Source organism: Spirulina major PCC 6313 (assembly GCF_001890765.1).
Lineage (GTDB): Bacteria > Cyanobacteriota > Cyanobacteriia > Cyanobacteriales > Spirulinaceae > Spirulina > Spirulina major.
In genome coordinates this window covers 3,561,486-3,580,582 of record NZ_KV878783.1, presented here as the reverse complement: position 1 = coordinate 3,580,582, position 19,097 = coordinate 3,561,486, and the positions used below count along the sequence as shown (strand labels likewise).

General features: G+C 51.0%; 24 protein-coding genes and 1 pseudogene. 6 read left to right on the top strand and 19 right to left on the bottom strand.

Annotation, left to right across the window (positions count from 1 at the left end):
* Nucleotides 1-9: 9 nt before the first annotated feature.
* The 7 genes from aroF to mnmA all read right to left on the bottom strand — a co-directional run bounded on the left by aroF (nt 10) and on the right by mnmA (nt 4,980).
* Nucleotides 10-1,068 (bottom strand): 3-deoxy-7-phosphoheptulonate synthase, encoded by a 1,059-nt coding sequence (gene aroF, locus SPI6313_RS15800; RefSeq protein WP_072621867.1) that lies wholly within the window; start codon nt 1,066-1,068, stop codon nt 10-12.
* A gap of 195 nt (nt 1,069-1,263) precedes the next feature.
* The gene (locus tag SPI6313_RS15795; protein WP_072621866.1) at nt 1,264-1,725 is read right to left on the bottom strand and encodes a PAM68 family protein; all 462 of its coding nucleotides are present in this window, start codon (nt 1,723-1,725) and stop codon (nt 1,264-1,266) included.
* A gap of 19 nt (nt 1,726-1,744) precedes the next feature.
* Nucleotides 1,745-2,014, bottom strand: coding sequence for a 30S ribosomal protein S15 (gene rpsO / locus SPI6313_RS15790; RefSeq protein WP_072623178.1), 270 nt, complete (start codon nt 2,012-2,014; stop codon nt 1,745-1,747).
* Between the two features lie 235 nt (nt 2,015-2,249).
* Entirely contained in the window at nt 2,250-2,453 is a 204-nt protein-coding gene (locus SPI6313_RS15785; RefSeq protein ID WP_072621865.1) for a phycobilisome linker polypeptide, read from the bottom strand.
* A 184-nt stretch (nt 2,454-2,637) separates the two neighbouring features.
* On the bottom strand, nt 2,638-3,123 hold the full coding sequence (gene apcB / locus SPI6313_RS15780; protein WP_072621864.1) for an allophycocyanin subunit beta: 486 nt from the start codon (nt 3,121-3,123) through the stop codon (nt 2,638-2,640).
* A 96-nt stretch (nt 3,124-3,219) separates the two neighbouring features.
* Nucleotides 3,220-3,705: an allophycocyanin subunit alpha gene (locus SPI6313_RS15775; protein ID WP_072621863.1), complete on the bottom strand. Its 486-nt coding sequence runs from the start codon at nt 3,703-3,705 to the stop codon at nt 3,220-3,222.
* A gap of 198 nt (nt 3,706-3,903) precedes the next feature.
* Nucleotides 3,904-4,980 carry a tRNA 2-thiouridine(34) synthase MnmA gene (mnmA, locus tag SPI6313_RS15770; RefSeq protein WP_072621862.1) on the bottom strand — a complete coding sequence of 359 codons (1,077 nt, stop codon included), beginning with the start codon at nt 4,978-4,980 and terminating at the stop codon, nt 3,904-3,906.
* A 179-nt stretch (nt 4,981-5,159) separates the two neighbouring features.
* On the opposite strand from mnmA, the gene SPI6313_RS15765 reads away from it, so the two are divergent.
* A complete protein-coding gene (locus SPI6313_RS15765) occupies nt 5,160-5,411 on the top strand; it encodes a type II toxin-antitoxin system Phd/YefM family antitoxin (protein WP_072621861.1) in 252 nt (83 codons plus the stop codon).
* A 465-nt stretch (nt 5,412-5,876) separates the two neighbouring features.
* On the opposite strand, the gene SPI6313_RS24060 is transcribed toward SPI6313_RS15765, so the two are convergent.
* The 4 genes and pseudogenes from SPI6313_RS24060 to SPI6313_RS15740 all read right to left on the bottom strand — a co-directional run bounded on the left by SPI6313_RS24060 (nt 5,877) and on the right by SPI6313_RS15740 (nt 7,901).
* The gene (locus SPI6313_RS24060; protein WP_217650630.1) at nt 5,877-6,095 is read right to left on the bottom strand and encodes a PIN domain-containing protein; all 219 of its coding nucleotides are present in this window, start codon (nt 6,093-6,095) and stop codon (nt 5,877-5,879) included.
* 46 nt (nt 6,096-6,141) lie between these two features.
* Nucleotides 6,142-7,236 (bottom strand): annotated as a pseudogene (locus tag SPI6313_RS15755) (ISKra4 family transposase).
* Nucleotides 7,237-7,406: 170 nt separating this feature from the next.
* A complete protein-coding gene (locus tag SPI6313_RS15745; protein ID WP_072621859.1) occupies nt 7,407-7,646 on the bottom strand; it encodes an antitoxin family protein in 240 nt (79 codons plus the stop codon).
* Nucleotides 7,647-7,685: 39 nt separating this feature from the next.
* Nucleotides 7,686-7,901: a hypothetical protein gene (locus tag SPI6313_RS15740; RefSeq protein ID WP_072621858.1), complete on the bottom strand. Its 216-nt coding sequence runs from the start codon at nt 7,899-7,901 to the stop codon at nt 7,686-7,688.
* Nucleotides 7,902-8,184: 283 nt separating this feature from the next.
* Here SPI6313_RS15740 and SPI6313_RS15735 point away from each other — a divergent pair, with 283 nt between their 5' ends.
* Entirely contained in the window at nt 8,185-8,607 is a 423-nt protein-coding gene (locus SPI6313_RS15735; protein ID WP_072621857.1) for a hypothetical protein, read from the top strand.
* A gap of 10 nt (nt 8,608-8,617) precedes the next feature.
* Here SPI6313_RS15735 and SPI6313_RS25160 read toward each other — a convergent pair whose 3' ends face one another.
* The 6 genes from SPI6313_RS25160 to SPI6313_RS24805 all read right to left on the bottom strand — a co-directional run bounded on the left by SPI6313_RS25160 (nt 8,618) and on the right by SPI6313_RS24805 (nt 13,314).
* Complete coding sequence (locus SPI6313_RS25160; RefSeq protein ID WP_072621856.1) at nt 8,618-8,839, bottom strand: hypothetical protein; 222 nt, start codon at nt 8,837-8,839, stop codon at nt 8,618-8,620.
* A complete protein-coding gene (locus tag SPI6313_RS23645) occupies nt 8,826-8,999 on the bottom strand; it encodes a hypothetical protein (protein ID WP_175551161.1) in 174 nt (57 codons plus the stop codon). The genes SPI6313_RS25160 and SPI6313_RS23645 overlap by 14 nt, the downstream gene beginning before the upstream one ends.
* Before the next feature lie 236 nt (nt 9,000-9,235).
* Nucleotides 9,236-9,619, bottom strand: coding sequence for a toxin-antitoxin system TumE family protein (locus tag SPI6313_RS15725; RefSeq protein ID WP_072621855.1), 384 nt, complete (start codon nt 9,617-9,619; stop codon nt 9,236-9,238).
* A gap of 6 nt (nt 9,620-9,625) precedes the next feature.
* Nucleotides 9,626-9,901, bottom strand: coding sequence for a hypothetical protein (locus SPI6313_RS15720; RefSeq protein WP_072621854.1), 276 nt, complete (start codon nt 9,899-9,901; stop codon nt 9,626-9,628).
* 120 nt (nt 9,902-10,021) lie between these two features.
* Entirely contained in the window at nt 10,022-10,147 is a 126-nt protein-coding gene (locus tag SPI6313_RS24810) for a hypothetical protein (protein WP_281248419.1), read from the bottom strand.
* A gap of 134 nt (nt 10,148-10,281) precedes the next feature.
* On the bottom strand, nt 10,282-13,314 hold the full coding sequence (locus SPI6313_RS24805) for a tetratricopeptide repeat protein (protein WP_072621853.1): 3,033 nt from the start codon (nt 13,312-13,314) through the stop codon (nt 10,282-10,284).
* Between the two features lie 304 nt (nt 13,315-13,618).
* Here SPI6313_RS24805 and SPI6313_RS23640 point away from each other — a divergent pair, with 304 nt between their 5' ends.
* Entirely contained in the window at nt 13,619-13,768 is a 150-nt protein-coding gene (locus SPI6313_RS23640) for a hypothetical protein (RefSeq protein WP_175551160.1), read from the top strand.
* A 6-nt stretch (nt 13,769-13,774) separates the two neighbouring features.
* Here the strand turns inward: SPI6313_RS23640 and SPI6313_RS15710 are convergent, their stop codons facing one another.
* Nucleotides 13,775-15,124 carry a UDP-N-acetylmuramoyl-tripeptide--D-alanyl-D-alanine ligase gene (locus SPI6313_RS15710; protein ID WP_072621852.1) on the bottom strand — a complete coding sequence of 450 codons (1,350 nt, stop codon included), beginning with the start codon at nt 15,122-15,124 and terminating at the stop codon, nt 13,775-13,777.
* A 282-nt stretch (nt 15,125-15,406) separates the two neighbouring features.
* Here SPI6313_RS15710 and SPI6313_RS15705 point away from each other — a divergent pair, with 282 nt between their 5' ends.
* From SPI6313_RS15705 to SPI6313_RS15695, 3 genes are all read left to right on the top strand, one after another.
* Nucleotides 15,407-16,705, top strand: coding sequence for a hypothetical protein (locus SPI6313_RS15705; protein ID WP_245788816.1), 1,299 nt, complete (start codon nt 15,407-15,409; stop codon nt 16,703-16,705).
* Nucleotides 16,706-16,984: 279 nt separating this feature from the next.
* Nucleotides 16,985-17,983, top strand: a complete 999-nt coding sequence (locus tag SPI6313_RS15700; RefSeq protein ID WP_072621851.1) for an anti-sigma factor antagonist — start codon at nt 16,985-16,987, stop codon at nt 17,981-17,983.
* A 41-nt stretch (nt 17,984-18,024) separates the two neighbouring features.
* Nucleotides 18,025-18,450, top strand: a complete 426-nt coding sequence (locus SPI6313_RS15695; RefSeq protein ID WP_084669064.1) for an ATP-binding protein — start codon at nt 18,025-18,027, stop codon at nt 18,448-18,450.
* Between the two features lie 42 nt (nt 18,451-18,492).
* On the opposite strand, the gene SPI6313_RS15690 is transcribed toward SPI6313_RS15695, so the two are convergent.
* On the bottom strand, nt 18,493-19,074 hold the full coding sequence (locus SPI6313_RS15690; protein ID WP_072621850.1) for a DUF3172 domain-containing protein: 582 nt from the start codon (nt 19,072-19,074) through the stop codon (nt 18,493-18,495).
* Between the last annotated feature and the right edge of the window lie 23 nt (nt 19,075-19,097).

Sequence of the window (19,097 nt, the reverse complement as noted above, 5' to 3'; positions counted from 1 at the left end):
TGTTAACGCTTACACTAGGGCTGCTTCTGGTACAGACCAACGTTGCACTGCATTACCGATCACGGATAGCTCTTGCATCAGGGCGGCAAACCGTTCAGGGGTGAGGGATTGCGGCCCATCGGAGAGGGCTTTCGCCGGATTGGGGTGAACTTCGATCATCAGGGAATCGGTTCCCGCTGCAATACAGGCTTTCGCCATCGCCGGAACATAGGCAGAACTGCCCGTGCCGTGGCTGGGGTCAAGCATGATCGGCAGGTGGGTGAGCGATCGCAGCACTGGCACCACCGCAATATCCAACGTGTTGCGCGTGTAGGAGCGGTCAAACGTCCGTAGACCCCGTTCACAGAGAATCACATTCGGATTTCCCGCCGCCAACACATATTCCGCCGCCATCAACCATTCATCAATGGTGGAGGACATGCCACGCTTCAGCAGAACAGGCTTATCTTGAGCGCCGACTTTCTTGAGGAGCGAGAAGTTTTGCATATTGCGAGCGCCCACTTGCACCACATCCGCCACTTCACTCACTTTTTCCACATCCGCCGTATCCATCACTTCCGTAATAATCCCTAAACCAGAGGCTTCACGGGCAGCGGCTAAGAGGCCGAGGGCACTTTCGCCGTGACCTTGGAAAGCATAGGGGGAAGTGCGGGGTTTGTAGGCACCGCCGCGCAGAAATTTAGCACCGGAAGCCTTCACCGCTTTCGCCGTCGCGATGATCATCTCTTCATTTTCGACGGAGCAGGGCCCCGCCACCACCACCACCGGATGATGCTCACCGATCGCGACTTTGCCGTCAGGGGTGTTGACCCAGACTTCGCTGGCTTCACCATGGCGGAATTCGCGGCTGGCTCGCTTGTAAGGACGTTCAACGCGCAGCACCGTTTCAATCCAGTGGCTGCGTTCTCGAATCTGCTGTTCATCAAGATCCGCTGTGTCACCGACGAGGCCAATGACGACTTTGTGCTTACCGACGATTTTTTCGGGAGTCAAGCCCCACTCTTCAAATCCTTCACAGAGACGATTCACTTCTTCTTCCGGTGAACCGATGCGCATAACAACAATCATTTAAGAGTCCTTCCAATCTTTAGGAGTTCAAGAATAAATAGGTTTTCTACCGCCCATTGTGCCATTTTCATTTCAGGAGCGGGCGGACTTTTCAAGTCTTTACAGAATTACCGCTGCGGGTGGCTCTGTGGAGATTGGGGGGCGATCGCAATCCCTCCCCCCCCTCAGTCCCTCAGTTATTGCGAGCTAGACCCATCAAGAGGGGTCTGGATTTTTGGCAGACCGGGTACTGCGACGTGCCTCACGCCAGGCCTCAAATAACCGTTTTGCATTCAGGGTGAACTCTTGCCAACCCAACCAGCCACCCACACGGTTTTCATCCCACGAAGTTGACAGAATGCCATAACTCAACCCAACGACCCCCAAGCCAAACAGCCCCAAGGTTGCCGCAAAGACGGCATAGGGTGGGATATCAAACCAATCATGGCTCACCACCCAGTAAAAAATAAAAAAGCTGGCCACCCCCAACCCCGAAGGCACGCCACAAAACAATGCCATGCGCCGAATCATCCGGCGGCTCACCACATCGGGAATAGCCGAGAGTGAAGCCGCTTGGCGACTTTCGGGCGTGACCACGGGGGCGGCAGGTTTCGCGGCCTTGTTTCGCTTGCGACGAGGCTCAAACGGGAGGGTCTTACGTTGAGAATCTTCAGACATTAGGCTGCTGCAATGAGGGTTAACGACGGATACCGAGACGACCAATCAATTCTTGGTAGTGGGCATAGTCGTGGGATTGGATGTAGTTGAGGAGGCGGCGACGTTTACCAATCAGCTTCAGTAGACCCCGACGGGAGGAGTGGTCTTTCTTGTTGGTTTTGAGATGGGTGGTGAGATTATTAATCCGTTCCGTCATCACCGCGATTTGAATATCAGAGCAGCCGGTGTCGGTTTCGTGGGCTTGGTATTCGACGATGAGTTGCTGTTTTCGGTCTTGGGTAATGGTCATGAATTTATCGAAAAGGTAATGAATGATCAACTGCAACAGAGATTGACCATTCTATCATTTCTCTTGGGGGTGAAGCGCGGCAGATGTGAGCAGATATTTATTTTTGAGCCGTTAGTGGGCGAGAATTGGATGCGATCGCCCCGCCCGTACCCCACCAATCTTGCCAAGCTAAAACGACCATCAATTCTGATGGTCGTCCTATAATCGGGAATTAAATTGTCCATTCCCAATTCAGTTATTTCAAACCAGTGTTGGTGCCTTGCTTGCCCGTTGCCAATTCAACCTTGACAATTTTGCCGCCCATTTTCATGATCCGCTGTTGCTCGCGGAACCAGTTGTCATAGGGAACCAGCTTAGTAAAGTATGTATTCTGTAATTCTCTTTGAGTCCGGATGCGGGTTTGGCTTGGAACACAAGCCGTCACTCGAAACATACGCATAGGTCAAATTTTCCGTATTAAAGGGGTGAAGTGCAGTGTTGATACACCAAAGTTCGAGAGGTCGTCAGCCAATACTAGATCGTTAAAACTCATCCTGAGCCAGATAGACAAGCTTTTCACCCTAGCACTCGCTCACTAAGCTCTCGAACTCAATGATCCGAACCTTGCGTTCGGACGCGGTGAATTAGCTTAAGCCAGAGCAGATGTAGTCGAAGTACACGCCCATTTCTTTGCCAGCGTCAGCGCCGACTAAGCTAGCGGTCACTTCTTTCATGGCTTGGATGGCTTGCACCGTTGCACCCACGGGAACGCCCAAGGAGTTGTAGGTTTCTTTCAAACCGTTGAGCACGCGCTCATCGAGGATGGAAGGATCGCCAGCCAACATCGCGTAGGTGGAATAGCGGAGGTAGTAGTCCAAGTCGCGAATGCAAGCAGCATAACGACGGGTGGTGTACATGTTGCCGCCGGGACGGGTGATGTCAGAGTACAGCAGGGACTTAGCCACAGCTTCTTTGACGATCCCAGCAGCGTTGGCGCTGATTACGCCAGCGGCGCGAACCCGGAGTTGACCACTCGCGAAGTAGCCTTTGAGCTTGTCCATTGCGGAGCCGTCAAGGTACTTACCTTGAACGTCAGCAGAATTGATAACAGAAGTAATTGCGTCTTGCATCGTTTGTTTCCTAAGTCTGGATCGATTAAGTTAAGAGTCTTTCAATGAAATAGATAGATGAAACTAGAGAGCCTCGCTCGCTAGCCGGTCATCGTTCTATTGCATTGCACCGACAACGTAGTCGAAGTAGGCCGAAGCTTCAGCAGCATCGTCCGCAGACATCATTCCAGAAGCAACTTCCTTCATCTTGGTGATGCCCAAGGCAACGGCTGCAACGGGAGTGCCCAAGGATTTGTACATTTCAAGAGCACCAACCAAACCGATTTCTTCGATCGGGGTGGTATCGCCAGCAACAACTCCGTAGGTCACGAGGCGGAGGTAGTAGTCCAAGTCCCGCAGGCAGGTGGCGGTCATTTCTTCGCCGTAAGCATTTCCACCGGGGGAAACCACGTCAGGGCGTTGTTGGAACAGTTTGTCGCCTGCTTCTTTAACGATGCGTTCGCGAGATTCAGATAAGGTCTGAGCAATGCGCAGACGGGCTTCACCACTGGTGACGAATGCTTTGATGCGGCCTAACTCACCGGGGCTGAGGTAGCGAGCTTCTGCATCAGCATTCACGATGGATTTCGTGACGATACTCATTCTTTGGATTCCTCCAACAAAAAATTAACCAGGTTCGATTAAAACCGGCTTGATATATTCGGTTGAGATGCTGTGAATCAGTTCACCAGCAACCTTCCGGATTTATTTTGCGGCATTGTGTTGACGTTCGTTGTGAATCGTTAATATTTTGTAATGTTATTCCTCATTTTTGTGGGCATCGGGATGCGCGATCGCACTTCACCCCGTTACCGCACTATCTTCCATAAATCGCTCAATAATCCCGCCCCCTAAAACGAGGTCGTCATCATACAGCACAGCCGCCTGGCCGGGGGTGATGCTGAATTGGGGGTCATCAAAGACGAGTTTGAGGCGATCGCTCTCTAAGGGGATCGCCGTCACGGGCACAGCGGGCGATCGATAGCGCACCCGACCGAGGCAGCGAATCGGGGCGGTGGGGGGCGCAATGGATACCCAATTGACGTGGCTCACGGTGCAGGTGGGGCGGGTGGCTTCTTCGCGGCTACCGACGATCACCTGATTGCGGACCGGATCGAGTTTCATCACATAGAGGGGATGGGGGGCGGCGATGCCGAGGCCTTTCCGTTGGCCGATGGTGTAGTGATGGATGCCGGTATGTTTGCCCAGCACAGTGCCGTCGGGGGTGACAATGTCGCCCTCGCTGTGGCCGATATATTGATCCAAGAAGGTTTGCATGGAACCGTGGGCCTCGATCAAACAAAGGTCTTGGCTTTCGGGTTTGGCGGCGGTGTGGAGGTTGTATTGGGCGGCGAGGCGGCGGGTTTCCTCTTTGGTGACTTCACCGAGGGGAAAGATTGTATGGGCGAGCATTTCCTGGCTGAGGTCGTAGAGGAAGTAGGATTGATCTTTATTGAGATCGACGGCGCGGCGCAGTTGGTAGCGATCGCTCCCCGCATCGTATTGAATCCGAGCATAGTGGCCGGTGGCGATGCGATCGCACCCCCATTCCTGCTGGGCATAATTCACCATCGGGCCAAATTTCACCGCCCGATTACATTGGGAACAGGGCAGCGGCGTAATCCCCGCTTCATACCCCGACACTAAATAGTTCACAATCTCGGCTTCAAACACCTCCCGACTGTCCACCACATGGTAGGGAATGCCCAATTGCTCGCAGAGCGCGGCTGCATCTACCATCCCATCGGAACAGCATTGCCCCTTCCCTTTCATCAGCCAGAGGGTCAACCCAATCACCTCATACCCTTGGTGATGGAGCAACGCCGCAGTTACAGAACTGTCAACGCCCCCCGAAAGTCCCACTACGACCTTATTCATGGCATTTGCCGATCCGAATTCAACACAATAATCAGCCTTCTATTATGGCGTATTTGCGCGGCGACGGTGGCGAGGGGCGCGATCGCGTCTTATCGGCGTTTGGGAGGGTGGGGGTAGCTTTTGACAAATGATTTACAGTTAATTAACATGAATTATCCTGTTTTTCACTCAACCGAGCCATGACTGTTAATCTTCGGCACATCCATCCGCTCTCAGACTTTCAGCGTGGAGCCAAGGCATTTTTAGCAACCTTAAAAGAGACACAAGCGCCGATGGTATTGACGGTCAATGGAAAGGCGGCGGTGGTCGTTCAAGATGCCGAAAGTTATCAACAGTTGCTTGACCGTGTGGCCCTGTTGGAGTCGGTCGCAGGAATTCGCCAGAGTGTCGCGGAGTTTGAGCAGGGGCAAGGTGTTCCCCTGATTGACTGACAAAACTTTGGAAATCCTTACCCCCTGGGTGTTTCAGCGATCACCCTAGCAAGCAAGCATAACCAAGGACTGGTAAGGCTTTTGCCGATCTGTACTCAACACCGAGATGGCTCAAGATCAGGGGCATCCAATTCTCTAACGCTAAACCCCTTTCCTGGTAAGGGGTTTCGGGATTCAAACATGATCTTTTGTCAGTCAATCAGGGTGTTCCCCTCGATGAGGCGTTTGCACAGTTACGGGCCAAGCATGACTTACCGGCTTGAAATCTCTCCCAGGGCGAGTTTGAGTGGCAGGGGAAAGAGGGGCTAATTCTGTCGCCAGTTGTGAATTTTGAGTTCTGGGATACGTTGAAAATGATGATAATTATTGGTTACAACTGTTAGCTGATTTACCAATGCAGTAGATGCAATCAAAATATCTGCATCTCCGATGATTTCACCGCGCTTTCTCAAGACTGCATAAATATCAGACGCTTTGACAATGATCTGAATCTGTCAGGGGTAAAACAATATTCACTCGACAAAATAGATCAAATGCGATGAGTTGTTTTGTTGCATTTTTAGCCTTGAGTCCGCGCAGAATTTCGTAGCGAGTAATCATCGAAAATGTGAATTTTTGGTGATTGATTAAATACTCTTCTGCGTTGAGAAGAACAGCAGCATCCTGACGCATAATTGCAGACAAGATAACAAGATGGGGTGCATCTCAATTTGGCGATGAGTAGATATACTCATGCCAGCCACGGCATCCTAGAGAACTCTCCATTGAGATAGGCACTGCGGTGCTTCAACACCTGGGGCACATTCTCCCGCTTCCATTGCGCTCCCGGCAGCTTCAACCGTCCTGAGAACTGCTTCACCGTGGATTCAACCGCCCCAGACCCGATGGAGATCCCCTCGCACTGGTAGTAGTCGTAATTGACGATCCGGTGGCAATGACGCTTGAGATAGACCCTGAAATTATCCACTCGTGGATGCTGCCAATCATCAAACTCAGCCAACGCCTGCTCAACATCTCCTCGCCATAAATGGCCTCTGACTCGGGATAAACGAGCCGCTGAACCCCCAACCTTCTCTAAGTTCTCCATCAAGTGATACCAGTCGAGAATTTCCAGTCGGTTCTGCTGCGCTCCAATTTGGGCAAATAGATTCCAAATCCCAGGATGACCATCGCCCAGGCAAACCACTAGGCTTGCCATGAGTTGAGTCTTGAGCCAAGCCACTAAATCCTCATTCTGCCCGAAGAAGGCGGCAACCCCATGCCCATGGAGATTCACAGCTTTGTAATCCCGCCATTCACTGGCTTCTCCTTCGGGGGTGCGCAAGCGAACCTTGCCCCCCATCAAGGCTCATCTCTTCGACCGGTTCACTGGGTTCACTCACCTCAAGGTCAGGGAAATCTTGACGCTGAACTAGGCGTTGATGGGTGCTGCGAGACATCTTCAGTCCAGTCAAGATCTCGACATCTGCTGCGGCGCGTTGGTAAGACTGAGCACCACTAAGGAGCAGGCAACAGCGCTCAAAGCCAGGACTCCAACGGCTGTAGGCTTTGACTTGGTAGTAGCTCGCTTGATTTGCCGTCAAAACCAAATCCCCTAGGATGCTGGTTAAGGTGCGAGATTTTCCGGCGGTGGTGCCGCTGCCATCGACGATAAAAAAATACCGACTTGAGGACTGACGTGTTCTTGAATCTGCTGGCGGACGGTCAGTTCGATGCCTTCGAGGGTTTCTAGGCGTTCGGGGCATTTGGCCTTGGCATCAGCGAGCAGGATAGCAGCGATGGCATCGGTGTGGGCTTTGAGTTGGCGCTTTTGTTCTGGAGTCATCTGAATGAGGGAGTAGCTATGGGAGGTAGCTTAACCGCTGATGCCCAAAACTAGGTAAGTACATATCAACTATTCGCCAAATTGAGATGCACCCAACAAGATACAAGATGACAAGATGACAAGATGACAAGATGACAAGATATCTGTATCCAAGAGTACGGGAGAAGTTGTCATGAATTCACTGATTCTTTAAAAAAGTTTTGACGATCTAGAGCAATTTTTTCAATGTCGTCAATTTGTTCTGGGGAAAATTCTTGATAGACTGCGGATGCTAGTTGAAGCATTTGGCGGGGATCGATTTGATCGGGTGATGTAATCACTAGCTCGACTTCTTGCCCTTCGGATAAGTCTAAGCTTTGAAGTGGGCGGAGGATGCCGTTTTCATGGATTGCTTTGATTGTTTGTTGCATTTTTATTGACCTCATGCTGTTGTTATGGGCGATAGGTAGTTAGGTGGGGTTTTGCCATTCTTGTTGGATGTGTTCGAGGTCTTTGGCGGCTCCGAGTTGGGTATAGAGTTGGTGGGCGGTGGTGTAGTGGTGTTGGGCGCGATCGCTTTCCTTGGCGAGGGTTTTGCGGTATTCGGCGGCTTCTGCAATCTTAGTAAATTGAATTTCTGATTTACTATGAATCAGTTCTTGATCAATTGGGTTAGTTCGTGCCATGGCTCTGCCATGGCATGGCCATTGGGCGGCTCTGCCGCCTAGTGGAGGCAGAGCCTCCGGGAGGGCGTTAATTTGTTTTGATGGGTAAGTTTTTTGTTAGCTCGTGGCATGGCAAAATGGTAGTGTCTTTGGATCTTTTCAGTGCTAAGCTGATCGGCATTCAAACTACATTGTGCCAGTTGCGCTGAAACCCTTGTACAAAGGGGCTTAGAAAAACTAGGGTGCAATTTAAATGCCGATTACCTTACTATATTGAGCATAGTCTAGTTATCAATGTAAAACCATGAACTTATCAAGTGTCGTTGAATGGTGGAAGCGTCGTAGTTGGTTGGAGCGTGGGCTTGTTATCGGTGTAATTCTATTCCTGTATGGGTTGGGTTCAATCATTCAGTATGCAGAGGATCGAGAAATTGTTCAACAACAGGCGGCTGAACAAGCTGAACTCAATCGTATTAATACCGAGGCTAATTCATTGTTTGATAGTTTAGGTCAAAGTTCTGGCTACCGCCCAAAAATAGATCAATGGGGACAAAAGCCTACTCTCTTTATCTTGACTTCATCGTGGAGTTCTTTGAATTCTGAACAACAACAAATGATTAAAGATTGGGGTGATCAAACTTATGGTAATGGTCAATTTCAGATTATGCTTGGTGACAGGGTGACATCACCTGGCGTAATTTCAGTAGATCGACAAATCTATCCATAATATAAAGCAATCATGTCGCGTGGTTATCTATATCGGCTGAATCTACGGCTTGCATGAGTGCAGCACCAGCCCCGAAGCTGTTGTAGGGGGTTGGTAAATCATAAACTTTGAAGGGTTCCAAGGGCGAGATATCCTCTGCGGCTTCTAGATCCTCGGCTAGAATCCGAATTAGTTTTAGCTTCTCGATGATTGAGAGTTGACGAACGGATGGTAGAAGGTCAGATAATGTCATAACAGTTATTTTCAGAAAGAAAATTGGGTTGTTTGAAATACTCTTGGCGATCGCTTCCCTTGGCGAGGGTTTTGCGGTATTCGGCGGCTTCTGCAATTTTAGTAAATTGAATTTCTGATTTACTATGAATTAGTGCTTGATCTTCCCTGACAGCTTTCACAATTTCATCTGCGGGTTTTAACTTGGGTTTGGGAGCAGTTAGACCCGGTGGTGATCGATTCTTGGGTGCGGTTAATGGGAGATATGGATGTGAAGGTACGGCTCGATGCGATCGCGGCTCTGAAGCGGTTTGATCTCCCCCGCACCGAGGGTTAAGAAACCGAGTTTTTGGGGAAATTTGGGCAGAAAACGAGTTAATTAACGCAACCCGGTTTCTAGTTTTTAAACTCGATTTGCTTAATGCAGTTCAGATTCCATAAAATCGATAAATTCTAAAATATTGCGAGATTTTCCAGGTTTGACGTTGTTTTCTGAATGAATATGAATATGATGGGGAAAATTTGGTAAATCGGGAAAGTGTTTAACGCTATCCCATCGTTTTCTCAGTATTTGTTTTGATGAATCCATCCACTGATAACGATAATCTAAGGTTGAAGGTTGATTGTTTTCAAGGGTGAAAGATTCAGCGATTTCTAGGAAGTCGCTATTTGTGAGAATTAAGCGTGCGCGAAAATAGCCGCGATCACGTAAGGTTCGTTCATCAACAATTTCAATTGTAGCAATAATTTTGCTGGCGGAGAGTTTGTTTTTGATTTTTGTCATATATTGCGCTAAATTCATGAATTTTTAGGAGACTTTTATTTTTGCATTGGAGAGCATTTCGTAGTAAGTGTTCCATTCAAAAAAATCGACTGAATCTTCTAGTTCTCCTGATTGAAACTGTTGGAAAAAATGCTCTGACTTCATGTGATATTTTTGTTCAAATTCCTGTAATTTTTGTTCTATTTCAGCAATTTCTTGGCTGACGGAATATTTGCTAATTTCATGATCTAGGGATTGCCGTTCTTCATCGGATAAAGAAAGGATGATTTGGGCTAGGGATTGAATTAGTTTTTGGTTCATGGGGGGATGTTGGGTTAGGTAAGGTTTTGCCAGATTTGGAGAAAGAAACTGGGTTTTTGGGATGATCTGGGCAAAAAATGAGCCAATTGACTCAACCAGGTTTCTGGGTGTATCGCTTAACTACTCTTGGCGATCGCTTTCTTTGGCGAGGGTTTTACGGTATTCGGCAGCTTCTGCAATCTTAGTAAATTGAATTTCTGATTTACTATGAATCAGTTCTTGATCAATTGGGTTAGCTCGTGCCATGGCTCTGCCATGGCATGGCCATTGGGCGGCTCTGCCGCTTGGTGGAGGCAGAGCCTCCGGGAGGGCGTTACTTGGCAGAGCCAAGTAACGAGGGGAAACGAGGGGAAAGGGGTTTTTGGGGGTTAGGTGGGGTTTTACCATTCTTGTTGGATGCGTTCGAGGTCTTTGGCGGCTCCGAGTTGGGTATAGAGTTGGTGGGCGATCGCGTAATGCTGTTGGGCGCGATCGGGGTCGTTGCGTTGGCGGTAGAGAAGGGCTAAATCAAAGTTAGTTTCGGCAATATGCCAAGTCATCCCCAGTTCTTGCATTTTTTCAAGAGCTTCTAACAATAAGGTTTCCGCTTGGTCTAAGTTCCCACGTCCTAATTCAGTTTCACCCAAACACCCCCAAGAGGTCGCCATCCCGGATTTATCCCCCAATTCCTCTCGCAGGGCTAAAGATTGCCGAAAGAGACGTTCGGCCTCATCCCAGTTCCCTCGCTTGCGCTCGATGTCTCCTAACACCCCCCAAGAGGAAGCCATCCCGGATTTATCCCCCAATTCCTCTTCCACGGCTAAACATTGCCGAAAGAGACGTTCGGCCTCATCCCAGTTCCCTCGGTTGCGCTCGATGTCTCCTAACTGCCCCCAAGAGGTAGCCATCCCGGATTTATCCCCCAATTCCTCTCGCAGAGCTAAAGATTGCCGAAAGAGACGTTCGGCCTCATCCCAGTTCCCTCGCTTGCGCTCGATGTCTCCTAACAGCCCCCAAGAGGTAGCCATCCCGGATTTATCCCCCAATTCCTCTTCCACGGCTAAACATTGCCGATAGAGACGTTCGGCCTCATCCCAGTTCCCTCGGTTGCGCTCGATGTCTCCTAACACCCCCCAAGAGGTAGCCATCCCGGATTTATCCCCCAATTCCTCTCGCAGAGCTAAAGATTGCCGATAGAGACGTTCGGCCTCATCCCAGTTCCCTCGGACGTTCTCGATATATCCTAAACTTGCCCAAGAGGTCGCCATGCCGGATTTATCCCCCAATTCCTCTTCCACGGCTAAACATTGCCGATAGAGACGTTCGGCCTCATCCCAGTTCCCTCGGACGTTCTCGATATATCCTAAACTTGCCCAAGAGGTCGCCATGCCGGATTTATCCCCCAATTCCTCTTCCACGGCTAAACATTGCCGATAGAGACGTTCGGCCTCATCCCAGTTCCCTCGGACGTTCTCGATATATCCTAAACTTGCCCAAGAGGTCGCCATGCCAGCAGAATTATGATTGGTGGTTGCAATGTCTAGAGCTTGTTGAAACAGTCGTTCAGCCTCATCCCAATTCCCTAAATCACGATGAAACATACCCATACCCAATAGGGCATCGACTTCATCGCTTTCATTGGCGATCGCTGGGTTTTGCATCAACTGGCTTTCCACTTGACTACCATGCCCCCATTGAAGCAAGCGACGCATTAACTCTTCAGCTAACGCCGCGAGTTCTCGTTCATTACCGACATTGAGATTGAACAACACAGCAAGAGCAAAAACATTAGTCTCATCTGGGGATTTCAACCGTTTGCTGCCAGGATTTTCCTTGTAGAACCTGTCTACCTGTTGGAAAAAGTCGCATAACTGGACGGGTAGCGTTTGTAAAAACTCCTCAATCAGTTGGTGCAAGCTATACAGCATCTCGCACCGTTCTTCATCAAACTGACATTGCACTAAACTACTGTCTACCAGTGCTTTTACGATTTTTTCGGTCTCTTCTAGTGCTTCATCTGCAAAGGCTAACCGCTCATTTCGTTCACTGGCTTGCTGTAGTGCGGGGAATAATTGATCAGAGTATAAGCGGAGGAACGTTAGCCCTTGTAAATCGGTGGCCGTCTGTAACAGGCACATTTTCTGTAACAAAACCTGCGCCGCTTCGGATTGGCGGTTTAACTGTTCTTCTAAAATTGGCTCAATTTTTCGGGTCACTTTTTCGGGATGCTTGCGTAAATAACCAGGTTGCTTGCGACCAATCGCCGCGAGTTGTTGCAAAATTAGGGCATGGCCGCCAACCCGTTGAGAAATCCATTCCAAATCCGCGAGTTTATCCCGCGATTGATAGCCCTGAAGAATTTTCACCCCTGCGGGAACAGTCACCCCATCTAAATACTCAATCTGTACCAACTCTGGATCAGGTTCCCAATCGTCATAGCGTAAATTCCCCAAATCCGCCGGAACCTCCCGACTCGTCAGCACCACCCGCGAACCATGCTGCTGATAGACCCAAGCATTCAACAACCGCCCCAACTCCGCCGAAACGGCTCGATGACCCTCCGCCGCCAAAATTGACTCCACATTATCCACCACCACCAAACACCGCTGCGCCAAACACTGCACCACCGCCCCAATCTGTAACCCCGGAGTCGTCAACTGCGCCAGATCCACCCCAAACCCCTGACCCAAAAGAAACCCCACCAGATCATCAAACGTTGTCCCTTCCTGACAGCGGAAAAACAACACCCGCTCAAACCCAGCCGCCACCGCCTCAATCAACTTCACCGCCAAACTCGTCTTGCCAATCCCCCCCTGGCCCGCCACCACCATCACCGACGGCCCGCCCTCACCCTGCACCAACGCCGCCAACCGCGCCAACACCTCATCCCGCCCCTCCCACACCGGAACCGCCCGCAACCCCTCACTAAAAATCAACTGCGGCTCCCGCTCCTCCGATGCTTCCGGCTCAAACTCCTCCGTCTCCACCGTCACCGTCGTCCGCCGCCCCCGACTGGGAGACTTGGGCGGAGCCTTCTCCTGCCATGCCGCGTCAAACCCCTTCTGATTCGTTTTCAGATCCTGCCCCCAGAGCTGCAACGTGATGCACCAATCCGCCACCCCAGGGCCGCCCCCATGGCGATCGCAAATCTCCAAAAACTCCCCTAAATAATGCCGAATCCGCTCACTCAATTCCTTCTGCCGATTCTTCTTCACCTTGTCCGGTTGCTGCCGCCAATCCTTCCCATAGAGCAGAACCGCCAAATCCTCCAGCGTCGTCGTCACCTGTAACCGATTCCCCCGCTTCCATTCCACCTTGAGGCGTTCCGGTGTCCGTTCCGGCGGCGTTTTCACTCCATCATCCAAAAACTGCAAAATCGCCTCAATTAACTCCCAAGCGCGGGACTTGGGCGCAGGCCCGTAACTCTTAGGCATGATTTAAATCGCTGGATTATCGCTCTCAATTTTACCCGGAACCACTGAGCCAGGGCGAAAAATTTTTCGCCCCTACATTGGGGATGGATTCCGCAATCAATTCCATTCTGAATATTTTTCGCCCCCCATTCGGAATAAATACCTTCAACGTTTCAGAACTTTTCCAAATTCCGAAACAAAATCCACTCCCCGAAACTCCCCGAATTCTCACCCCAACTCAATCCTAGCGATTCCGAAACTGGGGGGTTATATGAGGTGATCAACGCAATTTTACAACAGGAGTAATCGAATTCAACACTCCTTAATGCGTTACCAATTCACTCCCCAACAAAAGATTATCGCGGAAAACTTAGCGTCTTTACTGATTGGTTTGATCCATCCGTCCGTCGGTATTTTGTTCACCCTAATCATGATGGGAATTCACCTCCATCGTGAGCGCCGACGATCGCAATAGTTCGGTTTAGCGGTTTGGGCTGAGGGTTTGCGCTTGGGCGACCACTTGGCTCAGACCGACGGAATTAGAGGCTTTGAAGAGGATGCGATCGCCCCCTTTAATTATCGTTTTTAAAACATCAATAATCTCGCTGTGAGTGTGGCACACCTGACAGGGAACAGACCCCGCCCCGACAACAATGCCCTGCGCGTCGGGGTCATCCACCAACACGATTAATTGATCAATGCCCAAGTCTGCGGCAGTTTGGCCCACTTGGCGATGGAGGCGATCGGCCGCGTCGCCCAGTTCTTTCATCGTTCCTAAAACAGCAATGTGGCGCGATCCGGGGGTTGCTTTGAGGAGTTGGAGGGCGGCCACCATCGATTCATAGCCCGCGTTGTAGGTTTCATCGAGTAGCGTCACATCCCCCGGTAGGTCGATGCGTTTGGAGCGTCCACCGGGTAGCTCAACCACTAGCCCAGCTTGGAGGGGTTGCCAATCGAGGCCGAGGAGTTGAGCGATCGCCAACGCCGCGAGGTAGTTGGAGGCGTTGTGTTCTCCCGGTAGGGGGAGGGGGAAGTCTTGGCCCTGGACGCGGAGGGTGTGGGGGTTGAGGAGTTCCCCGTGTAAATCGCCAGCGGTGAGGCCGTAGGTGAGGGTTTCGCCTTGCCAAAATTGGGGGGCGGTGCGCATCAGGCGGGCATTGTCGGCGTTGAGGAGGGCGATGCTGTGGCGGGGCATGGTGGCGAGGAGTTCGCATTTGGCGTTGGCGATCGCCTGTTCCGACCCCAAGCGGCCAATGTGCGCCGTTCCCACATTGGTAATTAAACCGATAGTGGGAATCGCAATTTCGGTGAGTTCGGCGATTTCGCCGGGGCCGCGCATGGCCATTTCAATCACCGCGTAATCATGCTCTGGGGTGAGTTGGAGGAGGGTTTTCGGAACGCCGATTTCGTTGTTGTAGTTTTTTTGGGTTTTATGGACGTTGCCAGAGTGGCCCAGAACGGCGGCGATTAATTCCTTCGTGGTGGTTTTGCCCACTGATCCCGTAATACCAATGATCGGGATTGTGAATTGTTGTCGCCACCAGCGCCCTAGGGTTTGGTAGGCGGTGAGGGTGTTGGGGACGGGAAATTGCGGAATGGTTAGATCGGGGGCGGGGGTTTGGACAATGGCAGCGATCGCCCCTCGTTCCTGGGCTATCCCTAAAAACCCATGGCCGTCAAAATTCTCCCCCTGCAACGCCACGAACAGATTGCCCGGTGCGAGGGTGCGGGTATCGGTGGTGATGCCTGTGATCGGACGGTCAGCGATCGCGCCCGTGGCTGTGGTGTTTAAAATCGCGTTCAGTTGACGTAATGCGAGATCCACCGTCATAACCTTATCTCGACTCAAAATCCTTATTTGATAGTTTCTGATTTTAGAGCACCCCGTGTCCGCAAGAACGCGATCGCCCAGCATAATAGGCATTCTTTGGGGATTCTGGCTAGAGTTTCAGTGGTTGCGCGGAGCAGAATTCACAACAACCAAGGTTATGATCAAATTACCCCCTTGCCCCTCATTACCCCAGGTAATGGGGGGGTCATCACTATTTGCTGTGCAACATCGGTCGGAAAATTCAGCGGAACTTGTTATAACTGACAGGGAGGAATACGTTCGGTGACAGCGTTGATCAATCCCTATCCAACCTCAACAGGCGATCATGAACAGGTGGTGTGTGACCACCTGCTGTATGCTGTGCAAACCGAAACTCCGGACAGCTTGCTAGACCGGTTTCGTCGTCTTTTTATTGGCGGACGGCATTACGAGCCCCTCGACGTGCGCCAAGCCTTAGAAGCGATCGCCATCGAAAAAGGCGCAGATCAAACCTTTCCCTTCTTTCTCAATCGCTGCTGTCACATCCTGATCAATCGCTGGCAAGTCCAACCGAACACCCGCTGGGTGATTCCGGAACTCGTGGAGCAACTCAAACTCGTGCCGCCCGTCGGGAACACCTACGCCCGCGGCCCGCGCCGACTCCGGCAATTAATGCATGATTTTCTCAAGACTGAGCAGTATGTCACCCTGCAACGTTTGGCAACGGTGATTAAGCACACCAGCGACAATCAGGGCAAACTACGGCCCCGCCCCTACGACCCCACCGAAGCCGAAAACGAGCGTCTTGTGGGGCAACTGATCAACCGCTATCCCTATCTCTACGAGCATTGTTTGCTGAGTCAAGACAGCGGCTACGAGCATCAGCAAACCGTGCGCCACATTCGCGATCAACTGCAAATGCAGTTTGAGCTTGATCTGTCCCACTATGTTACCTATCAACTGCGTCTCCAGGAGGCCAACAAGCGCGGTCGGATTATTCACCCGGTGGAAAATCCAACCCTGTTGAGCGATCGCGAACTGGACTACGCCCTCAGGCATTTCGTCGGTCGAGTGCAGGGTAATCTCACCTCCGATGACCTCGCCAAAAGCTTCCTCACCCATAGCCTCCAAGCCCCCTCCTTCCGCACCTTCAAAGACGATCTCTACGAATATCTAATTGCGTCAATTGATCCCCGGTACGGCAAGCGCAAATTCAACGACAAGCTCTACGAAAAACTCCAAAGCACCCTGTCCCGTTACGACCTGCAAAAACCCAACAACACCCTACTACTGCGCACCTCTAGCCATCTCCTCAATTTCCTAGTGGTGGAAAGTCCCCAACGCCCGAATCATTACGTGTTTGTGGATCTCGTCACCAACTTAGGCGCAACCCCCACCATCATGTTGCTGCTCAAAATCACCCTCCTCTGCCACCAAGTCAAGCCATCGCTCGAAAAACGCTTCGCCATCTTGTTCAGTCACTACGAATCATCCACAGAAGAGGGCGTGCCCTGGCTCGTGCAGTCGATGGAAAATATTCATGTGGCCCTGAGCACCCATTTTGGCGCATTGGATTTGTCCTACCTCAAAAATAGACGATGAATCGGGCAGGAGGATGCCGCTTGCGATCCATCCCCTCCCTGCGCCAGCGAAGAAGGGGAATTTCGCAACATTTTTGTTAAAATTGGGGGATTCGATGAGATTATCTCCAATCTAACAACGGATGCAGCCTCTTGCATCACTCTCTCAAGCTTTCAATGGCCCGTTATCCTCATCCATTTTCAGGGTTAGCACAGTTAAACTGTCCGGATACGGTCATGCTCCTGAGAACCTGAGTATAGCCGCCATCATCATTGTTCCGAATCTCGCTGTAGGACGCTAATGGCTAGCAATTCACCGGAAGATAAATTCACTGTTATCTTCACCGACAATACGCCCATCGTCTATATTCCACCGCGCCTCAGTGTCTTGGAAGCTGTGGACTTTAAAACCCAATACCAGCAGCTTTTAGAGGATCAACCTCAAACGGAACGGATTATTCTAGATTTTACAGCCACTCAATTTATGGACAGTAGTGGTGTTGGTGCCTTAGTTAGTAATCTCAAGGCCACCACTGAACAGGGTGCTCAACTAGTGTTGCGCAATGTGAGACCCCCGGTGCGAGCCGTCTTAGCGATGACCAGTCTAGACAAAGTCTTGACGATCGAAGCTGAATCGCGTCCGGAGGGTGCGCCGCCGCCAGTGGTGAACCACGGTCTTCCTCCGGAAACCCATCCTTCCGTGCGGTCTTGGCTGAAGCGCTCCATGGATATTGTGGGGGGGTTAGTGGGCTTGAGTATTACGGCGATTTTGTTTGTGCCGATCGCGATCGCAATCAAGCGCGATAGCCCCGGCCCGATCCTCTTTGGACAAGTACGCTGTGGTTGGATGGGGCGACGGTTCCGGATCTGGAAATTTCGTTCCATGTGTACCGATGCCGAACGTCTTAAACGGCAGGTGCAAAACCAAGCCAGCGGTGCCTTTTTCAAAAATGATAATGACCCCCGTGTCACCACTGTTGGGCGCTTTCTCCGGCGCACAAGTCTCGATGAACTCCCTCAATTTCTCAATGTTGTTCGGGGTGAAATGAGCCTCGTGGGCACTCGTCCCCCCACTCCCGAAGAAGTCGAGGCTTACCAAATCCCGGAATGGCAGCGGTTAGATGTGAAGCCCGGCATGACCGGTGAATGGCAAGTGAACGGACGTTCTAGTATTCGTAACTTTGAAGATGTGATTAAGTTAGATCTACGTTATCAAAGTCAATGGAGCCTCTGGTACGATGTCAAGTTGATCATCCGCACCGTATTAATTTTGTTTAACAAAAAGAGTGGTGCTGTCTAACGCATATTAGTTTGGTGAGGCAACAACAACCCATTCAACAAATGCATTTTTGCCTACTAAGTGATCTCGCTGAAGTAGAACACCTCCTCGATCGGTTCGAGCAATTTGCAGCATCGCGTCTATCCTCGATGATTTACTGGCAATCTCAAACGGCCCTCGTGGAATGGTTCACCAATGTTGTGCGCTATGCCCACAAAGATCTGCCGAAACAGACTCCGATTCCCCTGGGGTTTACGCTGTTTCCGAACTACATTGAAATGCGGGTTTGGGATCAAGGCAAACCGTTTGATCTCAAGGGCAAAATCCAAGAGGTCATTCAACAGGAAGATGATCTTAGTAAAGAGGGCGGCCGAGGCCTGCGGTGGATTCACAATCTCACCGATGAATATCTGTATGTTCGTCCGGCCCCGGATTACAATTGCTTGATCCTACGGAAACATATTGATCCGCCTTTGGCCTTGATGTAAGCCAGACACAACGACCTGATTTCCCTGTTGATCTGTGCCGCGTTAGAAGTTTTCGGTTTCTTGGGGTGAGCCGACCATGCCGGGTTTGTTGAGGAAGAGATTACCGGCGGCATCATTTTGATAGATGCAGGAGATGTCCGGTGAGTTGCTTTCGAGGGTTCCGGTAAAGCCGAAGGTATTCATCCGGTTTTTGCAGTCGTTGACCTGTTCGTTGGAAATGAGTTTGCGTTGTTGGAGCAGGGACCAGTTATTGCGGCGCAGGACACAGCCGGGCTGCATTAAGGGTTGGGTGACGTAGACGTTGAAGGGGTTGAGGGTGACAAACACCCGCATATCGGTGACGATCGCACTTGCGCCGTATTGCAGGCAAATGTCGGCGTTGGGGGCACTGCGATCGATCACTTCGCGAGAGGCGACGTTGGCGATATTGTCGCCGGGGGAGAGGCTTAACGCCATCCCGGCCCCAATGCCCAGGATAAAGACTCCCCCCAGCAGGGCGACTGTGCCGTAGTTGAAGTTCTGGAAGAATTTTTTGTTGCCGCCACCACTAGGACGGCCAGCGGGGGGGCGATCATAGTTCCGTTGGGGGGGGCGATCGTAGGTGGGACGGCTACGGCGTGTCATGGCAATACCGGGTCTTCACAGGT